Genomic DNA, 20,305 nt, shown 5'->3' on the forward strand with positions numbered 1-20,305 from the left:
GAGCTTGTATCAATCGGTGGGGTCAGCTGGGGTTTCAGCTGCGGCCTCGGCGGGCTCTTCGGGCTCGGCGGCCTCGTCGGGGTGCGGGTCGACGACGGCCAGGAGCCGGTCCGCGCCGACCTGGTCGCCGGCCGCGCACTCCAGGCTCACGACCCCGGCGATCGGCGCGGCGAGGGTGTGCTCCATCTTCATCGCCTCGAGCACGAGCACCGGCTGGCCGGCCTCGACGGTGTCGCCGTCGGCGACGCGCACCGCGATGACGGCCCCGGGCATGGGGCTGCGCAGTTGGGCGTCGGCCGGGGCCGCGTCGTGGATGCGGGCGTCGATGAGGGGCAGTTCGCGCAGTTCCCAGGTGTGCCCGTCACCCGCGACCCACGCCGTCTGGTCGTCGTGACGCACCAGCCAGCGCTGCTGCACCCCGTCCAGGCTCAGCTGCAGCGCGGCGCCGTCACGGGCGAGCCGGGCCTCGTGCTCGACGCTCTCGACCGACTCGTGCAGCGAGCCGATCGTCGCGTCGGTGAGGGTGATCCGGGCGTCGCGGGGCGTGCCGCGCAGCCCCACGGTCACCGCGGCGGATCCCGGTTCGGCCCAGCGCGTCCACACCTGCGCGCGGCCACCCACCCGCCAACCGTTCGGCAGATCCCACAGGCTGCGGGACGCCCGGGGCACCGTGCGCCAGCGGTCCTCGGTGCGCGACATCGCCGCGGCGACCAGGGCCGCGGGAGGCGGCGGGGTCGAGGCGTAGTCGTCCATCGTGCGGTCCAGCAGCCCGGTGTCGACGTCGCCCGCGACGACCTCGGGGCGCGCCAGTAGATAGCGCGCGAAGCCGACGTTCGTGCGCAGCCCGAGCACGTGCGTGCCGGCCAGCGCCCGGTCGAGCCGCGCGAGGGCCTGGGCGCGGTCGCGGCCGTGGGCGATGACCTTGGCGAGCATCGGGTCGTACTCGCTACCGACGACCGTGCCTGCTCGCAACCCGGAGTCGACTCGCACACCCGCACCGGCCGGCTCGACGAGGTCGAGCACAGTGCCGCCGGTGGGCAGGAAGCCGCGGGCCGGGTCCTCGGCGTACACGCGGGCCTCGATCGCGTGACCGACCAGGTGAATATCGTCCTGCGCCAGCGTCAGCGGCTCCCCGGCGGCGATCCGCACCTGCCAGTCGACGAGGTCGACGCCGGTGACGAACTCCGTGACCGGGTGCTCCACCTGCAGGCGGGTGTTCATCTCCATGAAGAAGAACTCGTCGGGGGCCGCTGCGCTGACGATGAACTCGACCGTGCCGGCTCCGACATAGCCCACGGATCGAGCCGCGTCGCAGGCGGACTCGCCGATCCGGGCGCGCGTCTGGTCGTCGAGCAGGGGGCTCGGGGCCTCCTCGATGACCTTCTGGTGGCGGCGCTGCAGCGAGCACTCGCGTTCGCCGAGGTGGATGACGTGCCCGTGCGCGTCGGCGAGCACCTGCACCTCGATGTGCCGGGGCGTGTCGACGAATCGTTCGAGGAACAGCGTGTCGTCGCCGAACGCGCCCGCGGCCTCGCGGCGGGCCGAGGCCAGCGCGGCGGGGAGGTCTTCGGGGTGTTCGACGCGCCGCATGCCCTTGCCACCGCCTCCGGCGGAGGGCTTGACGAGCACGGGGTAGCCCACCTCGTCGGCCGCCTCGACGAGGTCGGAGTCGGTGAGCCCCGGGCGGGAGACGCCCGGCACCGTCGGCACGCCGCGCGCCGACACGGCGGCCTTCGCGGCGATCTTGTCGCCCATCGTCTCGATCGCGGCGGCCGGGGGACCGATGAAGATCAGACCCGCCTCCTCCAGCGCCCGCGCGAACGCGGCGTTCTCGGAGAGGAACCCGTAACCGGGGTGCACGGCCTGGGCGCCCGACGCGCGGCAGGCGGCGAGCACCGCGTCGATGTCGAGGTAGGAGGCGGTCGCCGGCGCCGGCCCGAGCCGCACGGCGACATCGGCCTCCCGCACGTGCCGGGCGTCGGCGTCGGCGTCGGAGTAGACGGCGACGCTGCGGATCCCGGCCGCCCGCAGGCTTCGGATGACGCGGCACGCGATCTCACCGCGATTCGCGACGAGCACCGCACGCAGCCCGCCTTTCCGAGCGGGGGGTGGGGTGGGGGTGGGGGTCATCGTCATCACATCCGGAAGACGCCGTTGTTGACCGGGGCCAGGGGGGCGCCGATCGCGGCGGACAGGGCCAGGCCGAGCACGGTGCGGGTCTCGGCGGGGTCGATGATGCCGTCGTCCCAGAGCCGGGCCGTGGAGTAGTACGCGCTGGACTGCCGCTCGAACTGCGCGCGGATCGGGGCGGCGAACTCCTCGTGCTGCTCCGGGGTCCACTCGCCGCCGGAGCGCTGCACCTGCGTGGCGCGCACGGTGGCGAGGGTGTCGGCCGCCTGCGGGCCGCCCATGACGGCGATCTTCGCGTTCGGCCACATCCACAGGAACCTGGGCGAATAGGCGCGCCCGCACATCGAGTAGTTGCCGGCGCCGAAGCTGCCGCCGATGACGACCGTGAACTTCGGCACCCGGGCGCACGCGACCGCGGTGACCATCTTCGCGCCGTTCTTCGCGATGCCCCCGGCCTCGTACGCCCGCCCGACCATGAAGCCGGTGATGTTCTGCAGGAACACCAGCGGGATCCGGCGGCGGTCGCACAGCTCGATGAAATGCGCTCCCTTGAGCGCCGATTCGGACAGGATCACGCCGTTGTTGCCGATGATGCCGACCGGGTGCCCGTGCAGGTGCGCGAACGCCGTCACCATCGTCGTGCCGTACTCGCGCTTGAACTCGGAGTACTGCCCGCCGTCGACGATCGTGCCGATGACGTCACGCACGTCGTAGGGGGTGCGCGAGTCGACCGGCACGAGGTCGTAGAGGTCGGTCTGGGGCCGGGTCGGCCGGACCGTCTCACGCACCTGCCACGCTGGCGACTCCGGAGGCGGGCAGGTGGCGACGATCTCGCGGACCCGCAGCAGCGCCTCGTAGTCGTCGGCGGCGAGGTGGTCGACGACCCCGGAGGTGCGGGCGTGCAGGTCGCCGCCGCCGAGCTCCTCGGCGGTCACCTCTTCGCCGGTGGCCGCCTTCACCAGCGGCGGGCCGGCGAGGAAGATCGTGCCCTGGTTGCGCACGATGACCGCCTCGTCGCTCATCGCCGGCACGTACGCGCCGCCGGCGGTGCACGAGCCCATGACGGCGGCGATCTGCGGGATGCCCTGCGCGCTCATCTGGGCCTGGTTGTAGAAGATCCGCCCGAAGTGCTCGCGGTCGGGAAAGACGTCGTCCTGCTGCAGCAGCATCGCGCCGCCGGAGTCGACGAGGTAGATGCAGGGGAGCCGGTTGTCGGCCGCGATCTGCTGCGCCCGCAGGTGCTTCTTGACGGTCATCGGGTAGTAGGTGCCGCCGGAGACCGTGGCGTCGTTGGCGACGATGACGCACTCGCGCCCGCTGACGCGGCCGATGCCGGTGACGATGCCCGCCGCCGGGGCGCGCCCCTCGTACATCTCCTCGGCGGCCAGGGCGGACAGTTCGAGGAACGGGCTGCCCGGGTCGAGCAGCACGTCGACGCGCTGGCGCACGAGGAGCTTGCCGCGTTCGAGGTGGCGGCGCCGGGCCTTCTCGCCCCCGCCCTCGGCGGCGCGCTCCAGGCGTGCGTGCAGGTCGGCGAGCAGGTCGGCGTGCGCGGTGCGGTTCGACGTAGGTTCGGTCACGGGCGGGTCCTTCCCGGGCTCACTCGGACAACTCAGTTAGTCGCGATTAACTGAATGTAACCGGCGCGGGGAGGGTTGTCCAGACCGATCTCTGGGCGAGTTCCCGCTGGGCCCGAACCCAAACCACACACTGCTGTGTGCAGATGCGGGTCAGGCGGCGAGTGCGGCGCGGGCCATGCGCGTCATCACCGCGCGCAGTTCCTGCTCGGGCAGGCGGGGGATCCGCGGGGTGGAGTTCAGGAGCCCGAAGGTGGCGTGCGCGAGGGCTCTGGCCTCGGGCTCGGCGAGCTCGGGGCGCACCCGCCGCAGCGTGCTCACCCACCAGCCGACGTATTCGCGCTGCAGCGCCCGCACCTGCTCGCGGGGCTCCCGCGCGAGGGAGCGCAGGTCCTGGAACTGCACGCTGATGAGATCCGGTTCGGTGACGACGAAGTCGACGTGCACCCCGATGAGGGCGTTCAGGGTCGCCTCGGGGTCGTCGCCCGCGGACATCGCGGCGCGGGCGCCGGCGTGCAGCCGCTGCGAGATGTCGAGCAGCATCTCGGCGAGCGCCTCGTCCTTGGAGGCGAAGTGCCGGTACAGCGCCGGGCCGCTGACCCCGACCTCGGTGCCGATGTCGCTGAGCCGCACGCCGTGAAATCCGTGCCGGGCCATGAGTCGCGCTGCGGCGACGAGGATCTCGCGGCGCCGTTGGGCCTTCGCCAGGGCCCGGGCCGTCGGCGGGCGGGCGTCGCGGGACTCGCTCGCCTCGTCCTCGCCTGCATCGACCAGCATGTCGTCAATGTAGCCGCTGGATCCCGAGAGCCGCGGCGGCTCCGGGGAGCCCGGCGGGTCTCAGCGGGTCTCAGCGGTTCTCGACCGGTTCAGCGGGGCGGTTGGTTCGGCGGGCTCGGAAAGGCGGTGGGTTCGGCGGGTCTCGGCAGGTTCGGCGGGGGGCTCACGTCGTGTCGATGACCAGGTCGGCGCGCTCGCGCGTGCCCTCGGTGGCGAACAGCGCGGCCTCCTGGTCGGCCCAGCGCCGCCAGTGCGGCGCGAAGGTCTCGCCGTCGCGAGCCAGCCCGCGCCGCAGCCGCTCCGAGCGGTCCGCCTCCACCCAGAGCACGGCGGTGCAGCGCCGCGCCGGGCCGCGCGACCCGCAGCCGACGCCCTCGCCGACGAGCCAGTCGGCGGAGGGCACCGCGTGCCACTCGGCGTACCGGCCGGCGTGCCAGTCGTAGCGTCGGTAGCCCGCGGGTTCGCCCCGGGCGAGCGGATCGATGATCCATTTCTGCAATCGCGCCACCGCGTCGGCCAGCCCGTCCCAGCCGGGGTAGAGGTCGTCCATGTGGATGATCTGCACCGTTGCGCCGGAGGGGTCCGCGCGCTCAAGCAGCCGCACGATCGCGATCGCCGATGTGGTCTTTCCCGAGCCGGAGGGGCCGTCGACGGCGATGATCCGCGTGCGTCCGGCGCGCGGCGGGCGGCCACGGGCCAGCTCGACCAGCGACTCGAGCGCCTGCAGCGACTCGGGCCACTTGGGCGACTCGCGAGACTCGTGGGACTCGGGCGACTCGTGAGACTCGGGCGAATCCCGCGGCTCCGGCGGCCGCAGCGCCTCGCGCTCGGCGGGGCGTGCCGGATCCTCGCTGGGCAATCGCGTCACCCCCTCGGTCTGCGACGTCATCCGGGCCCCTCGGGCCCCTCGGCCCTCCTCGAGCTGCTCGGGTCGCGGCCGCTCGCTCGCGGACCCCGCCTCCGCAGGTCCGCGGCCCTTCCTACACTGGCGCCGTGAGCCTAGCGACCCGCGTCATTCCCTGCCTCGACGTCGACGCGGGGCGCGTCGTCAAGGGCGTCAACTTCGAGAACCTGCGCGACGCGGGCGATCCCGTGGAGTTGGCCCACCGCTACGACGACCAGGGCGCCGACGAGCTGACGTTCCTCGACGTCACGGCGAGCAGCGGCGACCGCGAGACCACCTACGAGGTCGTGCGCCAGACCGCCGAGGAGGTCTTCATCCCCCTCACCGTCGGAGGCGGCGTGCGCACCGTCGACGACGTCGACCGGCTCCTGCGCGCGGGCGCCGACAAGGTCGGCATCAACACGGCGGCCATCGCCCGCCCGGAGGTCATCGACGAGGTCGCCGACCGCTTCGGCGCGCAGGTGCTCGTGCTGTCCGCCGACGTGCGGCGGTGCCGACCGGACGGCGAGCACACCGACTCCGGCTTCGAGGTCACGACCCACGGCGGCCGCCGCGGCACCGGGATCGACGCGATCGCGTGGTGCGCCCAGGCCGCTGCGCGTGGCGCGGGGGAGATCCTGCTCAACTCGATGGACGCCGACGGCACGAAGGCGGGCTTCGACACCGAACTCATCGCGCTCGTGCGGGGCGTCGTCGATATCCCGATCATCGCCAGCGGCGGCGCCGGGGCCGTCGAACACTTCGCACCGGCCGTGCGCGCCGGCGCCGACGCCGTGCTCGCCGCGAGCGTTTTCCACTACGGGCAGCTGACGATCTCCGACGTCAAGGACGCACTGCGAGCCGAGGGGATCACGGTGCGCTGACTCGCGCGAAAAAGGCCCCGGACATGATCACGGCCCCGGTGGGGGGGACCGGGGCCGCGTGACCTCTGATCAGCCGGGGGGAGGCTGGGGAGGTCTCTTACAGAGTAGCCAGCGACAAAGTCGGTGTCGGCCGACATTTGGTTCGGCGACGTTCTGCATTCGGTAAAGTGTGCGCCGATTTCGTAAAGTCGCGTGCACTGGAACACATTCTTGGAAACTGGACGCGCGACCCACTAATTCGCCTCTCGAGAATCGACGCGTGCGCCGCACTCAACCCGCGATGAATGACAGGCGCACCTCACGCTGCGGATTGTCGACGTTGAGATCGACGAGGCAGATGCTCTGCCAGGTGCCCAGGGCGAGGCGGCCACCGACGACCGGGATCGTCGCGTACGGCGCGATGAGGGCCGGCATCACGTGGGAGCGGCCGTGGCCGCGAGAGCCGTGCCGGTGCTGCCAGCGGTTGTCGGCGGGCAGGAGGTCGGCGAGTGCGGCGAGGAGGTCGCTGTCGCTGCCTGCGCCGGTCTCGATGATCGCGATGCCGGCGGTGGCGTGCGGCACGAAGACGTGCAGGAGCCCGTCGTCGGCGTCGGCGACGAACGCCTCGCACTGGTGGGTCAGGTCGTGAACGGTCTCGCGGGATCCGGTCGTCACGGCGATGAGCTCGGTGCGCATGGGCCCATCCTCGCGTGATCCCGCGCGGACCACCCGAGCGGGACACCGGCCCCGCGCCGGGACACCGCCTCCGCGGCGGGACACCGGTTCAGTGGCGGGACACCGGCTCCGCGGCGGGACACCGCCTCCGCGGCGGGACACCGGTTCAGTGGCGGGACACCGGCTCCGCGGCGGGACACCGGTTGCTCGACGGAACACGCGCTGGTCGACGGGACACCGGCGATCGCAGGTGTCCGGTCGACGCAGGTGTGTTCAGTCGAGGAGTCGGTGTCCGGTGCGGCCGGGGCTACGGCTGGGCTTTCCGCTCTGGCCGAGGTCAGCCCGAGATTTCGGCCCGAGTTTCGGCCCAAGTCCCCAGTTCCGGCTCCGGACAAGGCTTGTCGGCGAGGGCGCACAGGGGCCGGCTCTGCCGACCGCGGTGACCCCTGATTCACCCGGTCGGCGACGAGCCGGCCAGCTGGGCACAGGCTAACAGAACACCGTTATGGAACGTATCGCGCTAATGTGCGGCTGTGGTGCGGCCGAAGACTTACGACGAGCAGCTGCGCGCGGGTCTCGTGCGGGCGGCCGCCGATCGGATCGCGGTGAGCGGGGCGCACGGGCTGTCGCTGCGCGAGCTCGCCGCCGACCAGGGCACGTCGACCAACGCGATCTACGTGATGTTCGGAGGCAAGAGCCAGCTCGTCGACGCGGTGCTCGCGCAGGCGGACGCGGGCTTCACCGGCGCGCAGCGTGAGGCGCTCGGAGCCGGTCGCACCCTGGCGGACCTACACCGTCTCGGCGATGCCTACCGCACCTGGGCCTGTGCGAACCCGGCGTGCTACGCGGCGATGTTCAGCCACGCCGGGCTCGCCGGCGGCGACTCCCCGCAGGCGAGCACGGGCGACACGCCGGAGTCGATGGGCCCGATCCTCACCGTCATCGAACGCCTCATCGCCGACGGTCTCGTGCGCGACGCGGGCGTGCTGCCGGTCGCCACCAGCGTCTGGGCGGCCGTGCACGGCATCGTCAGCCTCGAGATCGCGCTGTGGGCCGGCTCGCCCGGCGCCGACCAGATCTTCGCCACCCACATGGAGGCGGTGGAGCGGGGTTGGCTCACGCCCCGCGGCCAGGACGAGGCGCGCCGCCTGTGGGCCCAGTGGACGCCGACCGCCGCCCAGGCATCCGTCCATTAGCTTCCGGTCTGGCCCCCATCGCCGGTTCGGAGGAATGAGCGCGCCCAGCCCTCGCCCGCCCCGCCCCACGGCCTCCCCAACTCGTCGGCCCCCTCTTGGTCGAAGGCTGCCCGTTCGGTCGAGGGCTAGGGTTGCAGTCGGAGCCCTCGACCGAAAGGGCAGCCTTCGACCTTGGTGGGAGTCGTCCGGTCGGCCGATGGGGTCGGTCGGTCCCACGGTCTCCCCAACCCTTCGGCCGGTGGGGGTCGGTCGGCTGACGGCGGCTAGGCTCGATCGGCGTGAACGGGACGGCACGCGCGACGGCACGCGGGAGTGCATGCACGACGGCACGTGGGGCGCCACGAGGGACGGCACGTGGGGCGGAATACGCGATGGCACGCGGGGCGGCGCGGCGGTGAGCGGGCAGACGTCACCCAGCGAATGGCGGCGGGTGGACCTCGTCGGCATCGGCGCCGACGGGTGGGCCGGCCTGACCGACGGTGCCCGCGACGCGCTGACCTCCGCCGACGTGATCATCGGCGCCCCGCGTCAGCTCGACCTGCTGCCGACGGTCGTCTCCGCCGAACGCCTCACTTGGCCCTCGCCCCTGCCACCCGCGGTCGGGCCGCTGCTCGCCCGTCACGCCGACCGCGCGCTCGCCGTGCTGGCCTCCGGCGACCCGATGCACTACGGCATCGGCCGCCTCCTCGTGTGCCACCTCGGCGCCGACGGCCTGCGCGTGCACGCCCACCCGTCGTCGATCTCCCTCGCGTGCGCCCGCCTCGGCTGGGCCGTCGAGGACGTCGCGGTCGTCTCCGCCGTCGGCCGCGACGTGCACACGCTCGCCGCCGCGCTCTATCCCGGGCGCCGGGTGCTCGTGCTCTCGTCCGGGTCCGGCACGCCCGCGCAGGTGGCCGCGTTGCTCGCCGAATCCGGCTTCGGCGCCTCCACGCTCACGGTCCTGGGCGACCTGGGGGGCGCGCGGGAGTCGCGCTGTGGCGGCACCGCCTCCGGGTGGGGGGTGGAGCGCGAGCAGGTGCCGCCGCTCAACGTCGTCGCCATCGAGACGCGCCGCGGCGCTGCCCCGAGCGACCAGGCCGGCAGGGAGACTCCGCGGCTGCACCTGGGAGCCGGGCTGCCCGACTCCGCGTACGAGACCGACGGGCAGCTGACGAAGTGGGAGGTGCGGGCGTTGACCCTGGCCGCGCTGGCCCCGGCGCCCGGCGAGCTGCTGTGGGACATCGGCGGTGGCACCGGCACGATCGGCATCGAATGGATGCGCGCGCACCGCTCGTGCCGCGCGATCGCCGTCGAACGTCGTGAGGACCGTGCGGCGCGTATCGAACGCAACGCCGCCGCCCTCGGCGTACCCGGCCTGCGGGTCGTGCGGGGCGCCGCGCCACAGGCACTCGACGGACTGGGGAGCGCGCCGGAGCCGGGTTCGAGCGACGTCGACGCGCCGGACGCGATCTTCGTCGGCGGCGGCCTCGGCGTCGACGGGGTCTTCGAGGCGTGTTGGCGCGCGCTGCGCCCCGGCGGCCGGTTCGTCGCGAACACCGTGACCCTGGAGTCCGAGGCGCTCCTCATCGACCTGCAGGCCCGGCTCGGGGGTCGGCTCGTGCGCCTGGAGGTCTCGCGCGCCGAGCCGATCGGCGGGTACACCGGCTGGGTGCCGGCGCGGCCCGTCACCCAGTGGAGTGTCACCAAGAGCGCCCCGGCCGCCGCCTCCGCTGGAGACCCGGTCGACGAATCGGCCGGTGAATCGGCCTCGCAGTCAGGAGAATCCGCGTGACCGTCTACTTCATCGGAGCCGGGCCGGGGGCCGCCGACCTCATCACCGTGCGCGGTCAGCGGCTCGTGGCCACCTGCCCGGTCGTGCTCTACGCGGGCGCGCTCGTGCCGACCGAGCTGCTCGACCAGGCGGCCCCGGATGCACGGCTCGTCGACACCGCCGACCTCACGCTCGACGAGATCATCGCCGAGCTCGCGGCGGCCGACGCGCGCGGTGACGACGTGGCGCGCCTGCAGTCCGGCGACCTGTCGATCTACAGCGCGGTCGCCGAGCAGATCCGCCGGCTCGACGCGTTGGGCATCGGTTACGAGATGGTGCCCGGGGTACCGGCGTTCGCCGCGGCGGCCGCGTCGTTGGGGCACGAGCTGACGGTGCCGACCGTCGGCCAGTCGGTGGTGCTCACCCGCTACGGCAAGCGGGCCACGCCGATGCCGGCGGGGGAGAGCCTCGAGGCCTTCGCGGCGACCGGCGCGCTGCAGGTGCTGCATCTGGGCACCCAGGCCGTGGCGGAGATCGCCGAACGGCTCACCCCGCATTACGGACCCGACTGCCCCGCCGCCGTCGTCGCGTACGCCAGCCAGCCGCGGGAGGTCGTGCTGCGAGGCACCCTCGCCGACATCGCCGGGCAGGTGCACGCCGCCGGGCTGCGGCGTAGCGCGGTCATCCTCGTCGGCCGGGTGCTCGGCGCCGAGGGCTTTCCCGACTCCCACCTCTACTCCGCCCTGCGCGAGCGGCACGACTGCCGGGCGGACGGCGCCGACGGGACACCCTGAGCCCGACAGGACACCCCGAGCCTGACGGGACACCTCGAGCCCGACAGGACACCTCAAACCCGACAGGGCACCTCGACGTCGACGGGACACCCGCGATCGCAGGTGTTCAGTTCAGCCGAGGGCGTTCAGTTTCGTGTCGGGTGTCCAGTGATTCCGAGGGCGCTCAGTTTCGTGGCAGGGTTCGGTGCCGTCGCGCGGATTCGGTGCGGCGGCTTCGGTGCGGCGCCCCCGGTGCGGCGGCTTAGGTGCGGCGGATTCGGTGCGGCGGCTTCGGTGCGGCGGCCCGGGCCCGGCGTCAACGGCCGGGCGGGCCGGAACTGCCTCAGCTGCGGCCGACGATCGTGCCGCCGCGGTCGATGCACACGACGTCGACGGTGACGGGTGCGTCGCCGAGCACGGCATGAGCCTGGTCGCGGGCGGTGCGGGCGACGGCGTCGCCCAAGGCCACGTCCGCGGCCTGGGCGAGCTGCAACGCACCCAGGCCGGTCGTCGAGGCCTCGATCGCGGCGACGAGCTCGGCGTCGCCGCCCGCCTCCCGGGCCAGCGACGCCAGCAGCGGCAGGTCGACCTGGGAGCGGCCGGAGTGCAGGTCGAGGTGCCCGGCCGCGAGCTTGCTGAGTTTCGCGAATCCGCCGCAGATCGTCAGCCGATCCACCGGGTGTCGCCGCAGGTGCTTGAGCACCGCCCCCGCGAAGTCGCCCATGTCGAGCAGGCTCGTCTCCGGCAGTCCGTACAGCTGGGTGATCACCCGCTCCGAGGTGGAGCCGGTGCAGCCCGCGACGTGGGTGTGCCCCAGCGCCCGCGCCACATCGATCCCGCGGTGGATCGAATCGATCCACGCCGCACACGAATACGGCACCACGACGCCGGTCGTGCCGAGGATGGACAGCCCGCCGAGGATCCCGAGCCGCGGGTTCCACGTCTGCTCCGCGATCCGCGCCCCGTCGTCGACGCCGACGGCCACGACGACGTCCGGCTCCGCCCGGTGCTCGGCCGCCACCCGCTGCAGGTGCTCGGTGATGAACCGGCGCGGCACCGGGTTGATCGCCGGCTCGCCGACCGGCAGCGGCAGGCCGGGCAGTGTCACGGTGCCCACCCCGTCTCCGGCCTCGAAGACCACCCCGGAGCCGGGCTCGCCGGGCCGCACGACGACCCGGATCACGGCGCCGTGCGTGACGTCGGGATCGTCGCCGGCGTCCTTCGTCACCGCCGCCATCGCCCAGGCCGCGTCGCCCGCCTCGCCCCCCTCGCCGCCGTCGCCCGTGCCGAGCTCTTCAGCGGTGAGCGCGAACGCGGGCGTGCGGCCCTTCGGCAGCGTGATCGTCACCGGGTCGGGAAACTCGCCCGTCAGCAGCGCCGTGTAGGCGCTCGTCGCCGCCGCGGTGGCGCAGGCGCCGGTGGTCCAGCCGGGCCGCAGGCCGGTGTGCTCGAGCTGAGCTGACCGGCCACCCCGGCCACCCCGGCCACCCGTGCCAGGGCTTGTCGATTGCTCCACTGCGCCAACCGAATCCGTGACCGACTCGGAATTGGCGTCGTCGGCGTGTGCGGGCGATATCACGACGTCATCGTGTCACCATCGCCGTGGCAGCATCCGGGGGGCACGGGGGCACGTGAGCCGGCTCGGCTGACGTGCGGGGGGCACGCGTGAGCGCCGCCACCCGCACACCGGGGCCGACCCAGAACACGGCGGCCCTGACGACCCGACGATCCGACAGCGCACGCGGACCACGTCCGCGCGCCGTCACGCAGCCACCGACGGCAACCCCGAAGGACGAACGCCGATGACCCCTGCCCGAAACCCCCTGATCGCCGCCCCCACGAGACGCCCCACGCCGGACGGTCCGAGCCGAACGCGGAGCCAGACCCGGCGCGACGCCTCGGTCGCCCGCCGCCTCGCCACGGTCCTGACCGCCGTGACCAGCGCTGGCGCGCTCCTGGTCACCGGTGGAGCCGCGCAGGCCGCCCAAGCCCAGCCCGCGCAGGTCGCTCAGAGCGCGTCGGCCGCCGCCGCGGCGACCCAGCCGGCTCAGCAGGCACCGAGCGCCCCGACCGCACCCGCCGACACCCGGGTCGGCGGCACCACCGTCGCGCGCGCCGGCAGCGTCGGGGCGATCGTGTCCTCGATCGACCGGGCGCTGCGCGCCTCGGAGATCCGCAACTTCGGCAAGCCGACCCGCACCGGCGCGGTCGCCGTGCACTTCGGGCCGCAGACGCAGGACCGGGTCAAGTCGTTCCAGCGGCGCAACAAGCTGCCGGTCACCGGCGTCGTCGACGAGCGCACCTACAACCTGCTGCGGCCCGCGACGAAGCTGACGCGCGGCCTGAACACCGTCGGCCGATCCGTGCAGGGCCGCGCCATCCAGGTGCGGGTCGTCGGCAACCTCGCCACCGCCAAGCGCCGGGTGTTGCTCATGGGCTGCGTGCACGGCAACGAGTGCGAGGGCGTGCCGGTGCTGCGCTCCATCGCGAACTCCACGCCCCCGGCCGGCGTCGCGTACGTGATCTTCACCTACCCCAACCCCGACGGCCGCACCGCCGGCACCCGCGGCAACGCCCGCGGAGTCGACCTCAACCGCAACGCGATCGGCTGGCAGCCCGCCTCCGCCCGAGGCAACCCCTACTACCCGGGCACCGGTCCGCTCTCGGAGCCGGAGTCGGTGGCGATCCACGACGTCTTCCGCGCCGCCCGCCCGACGGCGTTCATGTCGTTCCACCAGGCGCTGCGCTGCATCGACTTCTCCGGCCGCGGCAAACAGTGGGCGGGCACCTACGCCCGGATCTCCGGCCTGCCCGTCAAGGAGCTGTCCGCGTACCGCGGCAGCATCGGCACCTGGGTCGGCAACCGCTACCCGAGCATGGTCTCGCTGACCGTCGAGCTGCCCCGGCCCGTGCCGGCGTGGATGATCGACAGCAACATCGCCGCGGTCAAGCGCGTCGCCACCCGGCACTGAGCCCGGGGGCGCGCACCGCGGCGAAACGGTGCGCGCCCCCGTGACCGTGTCGTCGGCGACGCCGGCTCAGTGCCAGCGCGACCAGGCGGCCTGTTTGGTGGTGCCGGCCTGCTCGGCGACCCGGCTCCAGGAGCCGCTGGCGGCGAGGTTGCGGGCCGACTCACCGATCGCCAGGCCGAGTTGCTCGCTGAGCGCGAGCAGCTCGCGGAAGGCGTTCGGGTCGGTGCTCGCCGCGAGCGCGGCCACCCGCGCGCGGATCTCTTGCGCCGCGCGCTCGACGTCGGCGCCGGTCAGTGGTTCTGCCTCACCCATACCTCGACCTCGGCCTCCCCGTCATCGAATCCGCGGCGCCACGTGGCGTCCGGCCAATGGTAGGTGAGGGTGCCCTCCGCCGGGCGGTACTCGGCCGTGTAGAGGGTGCCGAAGCCGCGGGCGTAGTCCTGCCGGCGCACCGGCTCCCGGGTGAAGCGGGCCACCTGCTCGTCGGCCGGCTCGTCGAGCGCGCCCAACAGCAGGTCCTGACGCTCCTTGCTCTCCAGGGGGCCGGCGACGTCGGGGCGCTCGACGGCGCCCAGGCGGTGGTTGGTCGTCACCCTCAGATCGGAGACCTCCGGTTCGCGCCCGGGGCCGACGAAGACGGCGGCGTGCGCCCCGTGGGTGTCGAGCAGCGCGAGGTTGTACGACTGGGCGACCGGCAGGCGCTTTAGCGCCGCGATCGCCTCCGGCACGGTCGCGCACGTCTCGAGCAGGTAGCGCACGACGAGCGGCACCGCGAACCCGGCGGGGGCGTCCGGGCCGGTCGGCAGGCCGCCGTACGTGAGGCTGACCGTCAGGCCGTCCTCGTTCATGCCGTCGACCAGGCCCCACAGCAGGTCGGAGGTGCCGATGACCTTGCGGCGGCCGGAGTAGTTCGTCGAGGCGACGACGCCCTCGAACAGGTTCGGGTCGTAGTCGTAGTTGCGCACGAGCCGGGGGCTCTCGCCGGTGATGACGACCTGTGAGCAGCCGGTTGCGAACAACGGCAGGTGCCACATCGTCAGCAGCCGCGCCGCCACCGGGTCGTGACCCGTGCGGGCGACGAGGGCCAGCCAGGTGTCGACGAGCTCGGGCATGTGCTCGCGGAGCCGGGCCTCGGCCTCCGCGAGCGTCGGCCGGGCCTCCCAGCCCTGGCTGAGGTACCACGCGCGGTACGCCGGCCACGTCGCCTGGAACAGCGCGCGCCAGCGCTCGCCCGGGGTGTCTTCGCGGTAACCGACGAACGCGAGCCGCCGGTCCGGGGCCTGCGTTGCGCTCGTTGCGCTCGTTGCGCTCGATGCGCTCGGGGAAGCAGGGGCGCTGGGGGAGGCGGGCGCACTCGCGTCGGCGGCCGTCCACCGCGGGGAGGCGTGGCCCTCCCAGCGCTCGCCCCACGGGTCCGGGCAGGCCCGGATGTCGGAGGCGGCGCGGTCGCGAGCCGGGGCCGAGGCCGCGGAGCCGAGCGCGGCCCACTGCAGGCCGTAGCGGATCCACCCCTGCCAGTCGTCGTTCCTGGTCGGGGGAGTGGGCTGCATCGTCAAGATGTTCATGACGTCAATTGTTACTTGACGACGGGCGGATCGTCAAATGTGACTTGACGGATGAGGGCGGCATAGCATTTCCCGCATGAGTGCCGAGTCGTTCCACGTCGACCACCCCTACTACCGCCCCGAGCCCGGGTCGGCCTGGGATCACGTGGAGGAGGCCCAGCCGCTGCTCGTCATTGAGCGGCCGCTGGTGTCGCTGGCCAACTGGCAGGAGCCGGAGAACGTGCGCTGGTCGTTCCAGCACATGCGCGAGCTCATGCCGAGTCAGGTCATCCACGGCAACGACACCCCGCGCGAACTGCCCGAGCAGCCGCTGGAACTCGGCGACGTCGCGACCGGGCTGGACTGGGCGCCCACGCTCGACGAGCTGCTGACCGCGACCCAGACCGACGGTTTTCTCGTGCTGCACCGCGGTCGGATCGTCACCGAGCGGTACCTCGGCTCGATGGTGCGGCGCAGTCGCCACCTCGTCATGTCGGTCAGCAAGTCGCTCGTGTCGTGCGTCGGCGCCACGCTCGTGGCGGACGGGCGGCTCGACCCCGAGGCGCCCGCGGAGGACTACGTGCCCGAGTTGGCGGGTTCGGGTTACGCCGGGTGCCGCGTGCGCGACCTGCTCGACATGCGCACCGGGGTGCGGTTCAGCGAGGCCTACCTCGACCCGACGTCGGAGGTGCGCGTCATGGAACGCTCGATGGGCTGGGCGCCGCGCAACCACGGCGACCCCCTCGGCATGTACCCCTACATCCTCACGACCGAGCAGCAGGCGCAGCACGGCGGCGCGTTCGTGTACCGCTCGATGGACACCGACGCGCTGGGGTGGGTGTTCGAGCGGGCGGCCGGCGCCCGCATGGCCGACCTGCTCAGCGAGCGCCTGTGGATGCCGATCGGGGCGTTCCACGATGCGGAGGTGACCGTCGACCCGCTGGCCACCGCGATCCACGACGGCGGCGTGTCGACGACGCTGCGGGATCTCGCGCGATTCGGCCTCATGGTCGCCGCCGACGGCGCGGTCGACGGCACCCAGGTCGTGCCGGCCGACTGGATGACCAGCGCCTGCTACCCGCCCCCCGACGTGCGCGAGGCGTTCGCCGTCGGCGAGAACGAGCCGTTCATGCCGGGCGGCTGGTACCGCAACCAATTCTGGTTCGTGCCCGGTGATTCCGGCCCCGTGCAGCTGGCCCTGGGGATCCACGGCCAGATGGTCTTCGTCGAGCGCGCCACCGGCCTCGTCGCCGTCAAGCTCTCCAGCTGGCCCTACCCGCAGGACGCCCAGAAGCTCATGGGCACCGTGTGGGCGCTGCGCCAGCTCGGCCGGGTGCTCGAGGGCGCCTGACCCGCGAGGGGCCGGGCACCGGTCGGCGCCCGGCCCCTCGCGGTCGGGCTACTTCAGGTAGGCGAGGTAGTTCGTCGGTGCCGCCCCGGGGTCGATGTCCGTGGTCTTGAACAGCCCGTGGATGGCGTCGATGAACTGGTGGGAGCGCTGCGTGAGGCGCCCGTCCTCGGTCTGCATGCGCGTGCGGGTCACGAGGATGCCGATGTCGGCGCCCTTGAACAGGTACTCCCCGGCCCCGTAGACGCGCAGGAAGAACGCGTCCATCGGCTCCTCGAGGTAGTGCCAGTCGAGGCCGTTGCGCAGGTAGTGCAGGGTACCGTCGTAGTCGAGGTGGTAGACGCCGGTGGCGGGCGCCTCGTCGATGAACCGGATCTGCGCCTGCGAGGTCTTCATGACGAGCTGGCAGTACACGTCGACGGCCGCGAGTTCGCGCCACCGCGTGTTGATCTCGTCGACGTCGAGGTCGTAGTCGACGTCGAGGTACTCCAACAAGTGGAACATGAACAGCGGCATGTCGGCGTAGGCGCCGGCCGTGACGCTCGTGATCGAGCTGACTCCGGAGATGCGCGGGTTGAGCTCGCCGAGGTAGACCTCGTCGGAGTCGAGGTCGACGAGCACGTCGACCTCGAAGAAGCCCCGATAGCCCTCCTTGCGCAGCCGGTTGCCGAGGCGGCCGACGTGCTCGATCGCCTTGGCACGCTGGGCGTCGGTGAGCGCCTCGGGGTACAGGTCGTTGCCGCACCAGCCGCCGCGGTAGGGAGTCAGCTCGGGGTAGCCGGTGAGGTCGGTCATAAACGGCCCGACGACCGTGCCGTGCTTGGTGTTGACCGCCTCCACCGCCGCCGCCCGGTTGCGGATGCGCTTCATGACCTTGATCTCTTCGCCGACGACGTCGGTGGCGCACTTGTTCCAGTCGTCGCGGGAGGCGACGAAGAACGTCGTCTTGCCCGAGTCGCCGTAGGCCGTCTGCAGCACCAGGTCGTCGCCCAGGCCCGCCGCCTCCGACTTCTCGACGAGGTCCTCGTACGACTCCAGCGTGGTCAGGATGTTCGGCACCGACGCGGCGCCCGCCTCGTTGCCCAGCTGGGTCGTGACGATCTTGGAGTCGAGCCGGTTGCGCAGCTCGAAGGGCGGCAGGATCAACTCGTAGCCGAGCTCCTGGCAGATCCGTTCGGTCTCCGGGGTGAAGAAGACCATGACGATCTTCGGCTTCTGCCCGGAGCCGTGGGCGGACTTGGCGGCGATGTGCTGCTGCACCGCCGGGTGGCGCAGCAGGTAGTTGTTGATGTCCTCGCCGTGCTCGAACTCGTCGTGGTCGATGAGCGGGGGCGTGAAAACCCGCGGGTGGTAGCCGTCCCAGGAGTCGTAGAACGTGATGAACGTGAAGTTGCGCACCCAGCGGTCGATCCCGAGCAGGTTGAACGCCGTGGCCCCGACGAAGAAGATCGGCGTGTCGTTGGTGCGGAAGAACGCCCGGATCTCCGACATGTTGCGCAGGTGCCGTCGCCCGTGGCTCTCCCGCGTCACCGGCGCCGGATCCGGCTGCTGCGGCGCGGATTCCTCGGCGGGGGCTTCGGCTTCGGGCACCGCGGGGGCCGCGGTCGTGACGTTCTCCTGCGGGGCCACCGGTGCCGATCCGTCGGCGGGCTCGGGCTGTTCGAGCTGCGGGTCGGCGGGCGTGGGCTGCGTCTGGGTCATCGGTGGTTCCTCTCGGCGGCCAAGGGCTGAAGTCGTAGACAGGAGGTGTGCGGCGCCGGGAGTGCCCCGAGGGGTCGCTCGCAGTCGGTCGCGCAGGAGACTGACGGCTGTCAGGATGCGATGCAGTGTATTGACGAGGGCCATCACTGGGGGTGGGGGTCATGGTCGGCCATACGGATGGCGGCCACACCCGCGCACTCCAACGAGTCGGAGAAACGACCCGGATCCTGCGGCGTGCGCCAGGAGGACAACTTGACGACCACGCAGTCGGTGTCCGGGTCGACGAGCAGGTATTGGCCGTGGATGCCCAGGCACAGTAGCGCACGCCCGGCGGGCCGAGGTACCCAGAACTGATTGCGATATAACCCCGTGCGCAAGGTGTCGATTTCGACGTCGGTGTGCGCTAGCGCGCGCTGAACTCGGGCCGCGAAGGCCGCGGTCGAGTCTGGCGCCCCGGTGCGGGTGTCCTTGATGAATCCGGCCGAGACCACCTGCCGATCACCGGCCGCGCCGCCGCGCAGCAGCATGAGCCCGAAGCGCGCGAGGTCGAGCGCGGTCATGCCCAGGCCACCCGAACTCTGCATCGTGCCGTAGAGGTCGACGGCGACGTCGACGGGGCCGGTCGTGCCGACCCGGGTCAACAGATCGCTGACGAGCGCGGAGACCGTGGTGCCGGCGGCCCGTTCGAGCACCCACCCGAGGGCCTCGGTGTCCAGCGAGCGATAGCAGAAGGGGCCGCCGGGGGTGGCGGGCCAGCCGATGCCGGCGACGAGGTCGTGCAGGCCGTAACCGACGGGGGAGCCGTCGACGGTGCGCGCCATGCGGGCCAGTTCCCCGGCGGGGTCGCCGTACTCCTCGTGGTAGCCCAGCCCGCCGACGCGCATGTCCAACAGATCGCGCACCCGCACGGGCGCGTAGCCGCCGCCGGCGAGTTCGGGCACGTATTGGGTGGCCGGTGCCTCCGGGTCGAGGGCGCCGGCGTCGATCAGCCGTCCGGCCACGCAGCCGACGATCGACTTGGTGATCGACATGATCGCCTGGGGAGCGGTGCGCGCGGCGTCGCTGCGGTACCACTGCGTGACGACCCGGCCGGCGTGCACGACGACGAACGCGTCGGTGTCGGTCTGGCTCAGCCGCCACGCCAGCGGGGCATACCGGCCGTCGACCCCGCGCACGGGCTGCCCGAGCACGTCCCACGAGCGGTCGACGATCGGCAACGCCACCTCGGTGCCCGGCGCCGGAGATGACGGAGCCGGTTGCGATGACGGAGCCGGTGACATCGCTGGCACCGGCAGCGGTACCCGTCGCCCGATCGGGATCATCGCAGCACTTCGCACGCGCACATGTGGCAAACCTATCGATGACGCCGCAGGTGGGGGGTCGTCGCGGTGCGACCGGCTCGGCCTACGCCTACGCCTCCGCATGGCAGGGGCGGGGTGGGGTGTGGCGGTGCGTCAGGATGAGGTGTGACCGATCCGGCTCCGCACGTGTTGATCCTCGGCGGCACGACCGAGGGGCGCGCCCTCGCGCAGGCGCTGGTGGGCTCCGGGCTGCGGGTGACCTCCTCGCTGGCGGGGCGGGTCTCCCGCCCGGCGCAGCTGCCCGGCTCCGTGCGCACCGGCGGCTTCGGCGGCGTCGACGGGCTGCTCGGGTGGCTCGACGCGCACGGTGTGGCGGCCGTCGTCGACGCGACGCATCCGTACGCGGCGACGATGACCGAGCATGCCGCGCAGGCGTGCTCGGCGACCAACACGCCGCTGCTGCGGCTGCAACGCCCGGGCTGGCAGGCGGCCGCCGGGGATGTCTGGCACCGGGTTGCGAGCCTGCCCGCGGCCGCCGCGCTCGCCGACTCCCTGGGCGAGCGGGTGTTCCTCACGATCGGCCGCCAGGAGGTGGTCGCCTTCGCCGGCCTGCGGGCCTGGTGCCTCGTGCGGGCCATCGAGCCGGTCGACCCGCCGCTGCCCCGACGCTGCGAGACGCTCCTGGCGCGCGGGCCGTTCGCCCTCGACGAGGAGCGGGCCACGTTGGCGCGCTGGGGGATCGACGTGCTCGTCAGCAAGGACAGCGGCGGCGCGGCGACGGCGGCCAAGCTCGTCGCCGCCCGCGAGCGGGGCGT

17 protein-coding genes are annotated in these 20,305 nt (G+C 72.8%); 7 read left to right on the forward strand and 10 right to left on the reverse strand.

The genetic code is table 11. The features are described 5' to 3' along the window. Positions 1-9: 9 nt before the first annotated feature. The 4 genes from PINTE_RS08485 to PINTE_RS08500 all read right to left on the reverse strand — a co-directional run bounded on the left by PINTE_RS08485 (position 10) and on the right by PINTE_RS08500 (position 5,373). Positions 10-2,130 (reverse strand): acetyl/propionyl/methylcrotonyl-CoA carboxylase subunit alpha, encoded by a 2,121-nt coding sequence (locus tag PINTE_RS08485; RefSeq protein WP_157087136.1) that lies wholly within the window; start codon positions 2,128-2,130, stop codon positions 10-12. Between the two features lie 5 nt (positions 2,131-2,135). Further along, positions 2,136-3,710: a carboxyl transferase domain-containing protein gene (locus tag PINTE_RS08490; protein WP_068428680.1), complete on the reverse strand. Its 1,575-nt coding sequence runs from the start codon at positions 3,708-3,710 to the stop codon at positions 2,136-2,138. Positions 3,711-3,860: 150 nt separating this feature from the next. Next, on the reverse strand, positions 3,861-4,484 hold the full coding sequence (locus tag PINTE_RS08495) for a TetR/AcrR family transcriptional regulator (protein WP_068428683.1): 624 nt from the start codon (positions 4,482-4,484) through the stop codon (positions 3,861-3,863). A gap of 163 nt (positions 4,485-4,647) precedes the next feature. After that, on the reverse strand, positions 4,648-5,373 hold the full coding sequence (locus PINTE_RS08500; RefSeq protein ID WP_245642865.1) for a uridine kinase family protein: 726 nt from the start codon (positions 5,371-5,373) through the stop codon (positions 4,648-4,650). 104 nt (positions 5,374-5,477) lie between these two features. On the opposite strand from PINTE_RS08500, the gene hisF reads away from it, so the two are divergent. Then, positions 5,478-6,251, forward strand: coding sequence for an imidazole glycerol phosphate synthase subunit HisF (hisF, locus tag PINTE_RS08505; protein ID WP_068428686.1), 774 nt, complete (start codon positions 5,478-5,480; stop codon positions 6,249-6,251). Positions 6,252-6,521: 270 nt separating this feature from the next. On the opposite strand, the gene PINTE_RS08510 is transcribed toward hisF, so the two are convergent. Further along, entirely contained in the window at positions 6,522-6,926 is a 405-nt protein-coding gene (locus PINTE_RS08510; protein ID WP_068428689.1) for a secondary thiamine-phosphate synthase enzyme YjbQ, read from the reverse strand. Positions 6,927-7,441: 515 nt separating this feature from the next. Between PINTE_RS08510 and PINTE_RS08515 the strand changes: the two genes are divergently transcribed. The 3 genes from PINTE_RS08515 to cobM all read left to right on the forward strand — a co-directional run bounded on the left by PINTE_RS08515 (position 7,442) and on the right by cobM (position 10,645). Next, positions 7,442-8,101, forward strand: a complete 660-nt coding sequence (locus tag PINTE_RS08515; protein WP_169798486.1) for a TetR/AcrR family transcriptional regulator — start codon at positions 7,442-7,444, stop codon at positions 8,099-8,101. Between the two features lie 394 nt (positions 8,102-8,495). Beyond that, positions 8,496-9,872 carry a bifunctional cobalt-precorrin-7 (C(5))-methyltransferase/cobalt-precorrin-6B (C(15))-methyltransferase gene (locus PINTE_RS08520; protein WP_068428695.1) on the forward strand — a complete coding sequence of 459 codons (1,377 nt, stop codon included), beginning with the start codon at positions 8,496-8,498 and terminating at the stop codon, positions 9,870-9,872. Next, the gene (gene cobM, locus PINTE_RS08525; RefSeq protein WP_068428698.1) at positions 9,869-10,645 is read left to right on the forward strand and encodes a precorrin-4 C(11)-methyltransferase; all 777 of its coding nucleotides are present in this window, start codon (positions 9,869-9,871) and stop codon (positions 10,643-10,645) included. Before PINTE_RS08520 ends, cobM begins: the two co-directional genes overlap by 4 nt. A 322-nt stretch (positions 10,646-10,967) precedes the next feature. Here the strand turns inward: cobM and PINTE_RS08530 are convergent, their stop codons facing one another. After that, positions 10,968-12,140: a cobalt-precorrin-5B (C(1))-methyltransferase gene (locus tag PINTE_RS08530; protein ID WP_068428700.1), complete on the reverse strand. Its 1,173-nt coding sequence runs from the start codon at positions 12,138-12,140 to the stop codon at positions 10,968-10,970. Positions 12,141-12,558: 418 nt separating this feature from the next. Between PINTE_RS08530 and PINTE_RS08535 the strand changes: the two genes are divergently transcribed. Beyond that, positions 12,559-13,596, forward strand: coding sequence for a peptidoglycan-binding protein (locus PINTE_RS08535; RefSeq protein ID WP_169798487.1), 1,038 nt, complete (start codon positions 12,559-12,561; stop codon positions 13,594-13,596). A 66-nt stretch (positions 13,597-13,662) separates the two neighbouring features. On the opposite strand, the gene PINTE_RS24250 is transcribed toward PINTE_RS08535, so the two are convergent. Beyond that, a complete protein-coding gene (locus tag PINTE_RS24250; protein ID WP_068428706.1) occupies positions 13,663-13,908 on the reverse strand; it encodes a hypothetical protein in 246 nt (81 codons plus the stop codon). Continuing rightward, positions 13,887-15,161, reverse strand: a complete 1,275-nt coding sequence (locus PINTE_RS21845; RefSeq protein WP_245642866.1) for a C45 family autoproteolytic acyltransferase/hydrolase — start codon at positions 15,159-15,161, stop codon at positions 13,887-13,889. Before PINTE_RS21845 ends, PINTE_RS24250 begins: the two co-directional genes overlap by 22 nt. Before the next feature lie 76 nt (positions 15,162-15,237). On the opposite strand from PINTE_RS21845, the gene PINTE_RS08550 reads away from it, so the two are divergent. After that, entirely contained in the window at positions 15,238-16,491 is a 1,254-nt protein-coding gene (locus tag PINTE_RS08550) for a serine hydrolase domain-containing protein (RefSeq protein WP_068428709.1), read from the forward strand. A 48-nt stretch (positions 16,492-16,539) separates the two neighbouring features. Here the strand turns inward: PINTE_RS08550 and PINTE_RS08555 are convergent, their stop codons facing one another. Together PINTE_RS08555 and PINTE_RS08560 are read right to left on the reverse strand one after the other, a co-directional pair. Then, positions 16,540-18,189 (reverse strand): biotin carboxylase, encoded by a 1,650-nt coding sequence (locus PINTE_RS08555; protein WP_245642867.1) that lies wholly within the window; start codon positions 18,187-18,189, stop codon positions 16,540-16,542. Between the two features lie 143 nt (positions 18,190-18,332). Then, positions 18,333-19,406, reverse strand: a complete 1,074-nt coding sequence (locus tag PINTE_RS08560) for a serine hydrolase domain-containing protein (RefSeq protein ID WP_169798488.1) — start codon at positions 19,404-19,406, stop codon at positions 18,333-18,335. A gap of 249 nt (positions 19,407-19,655) precedes the next feature. Here PINTE_RS08560 and PINTE_RS08565 point away from each other — a divergent pair. Beyond that, positions 19,656-20,305: cobalt-precorrin-6A reductase (locus tag PINTE_RS08565; protein WP_068428714.1), on the forward strand; the 650-nt coding region annotated here is incomplete at its 3' end.

This window comes from Piscicoccus intestinalis NBRC 104926, from assembly GCF_001515525.1.
Taxonomy (GTDB): Bacteria; Actinomycetota; Actinomycetes; order Actinomycetales; family Dermatophilaceae; genus Kineosphaera; species Kineosphaera intestinalis.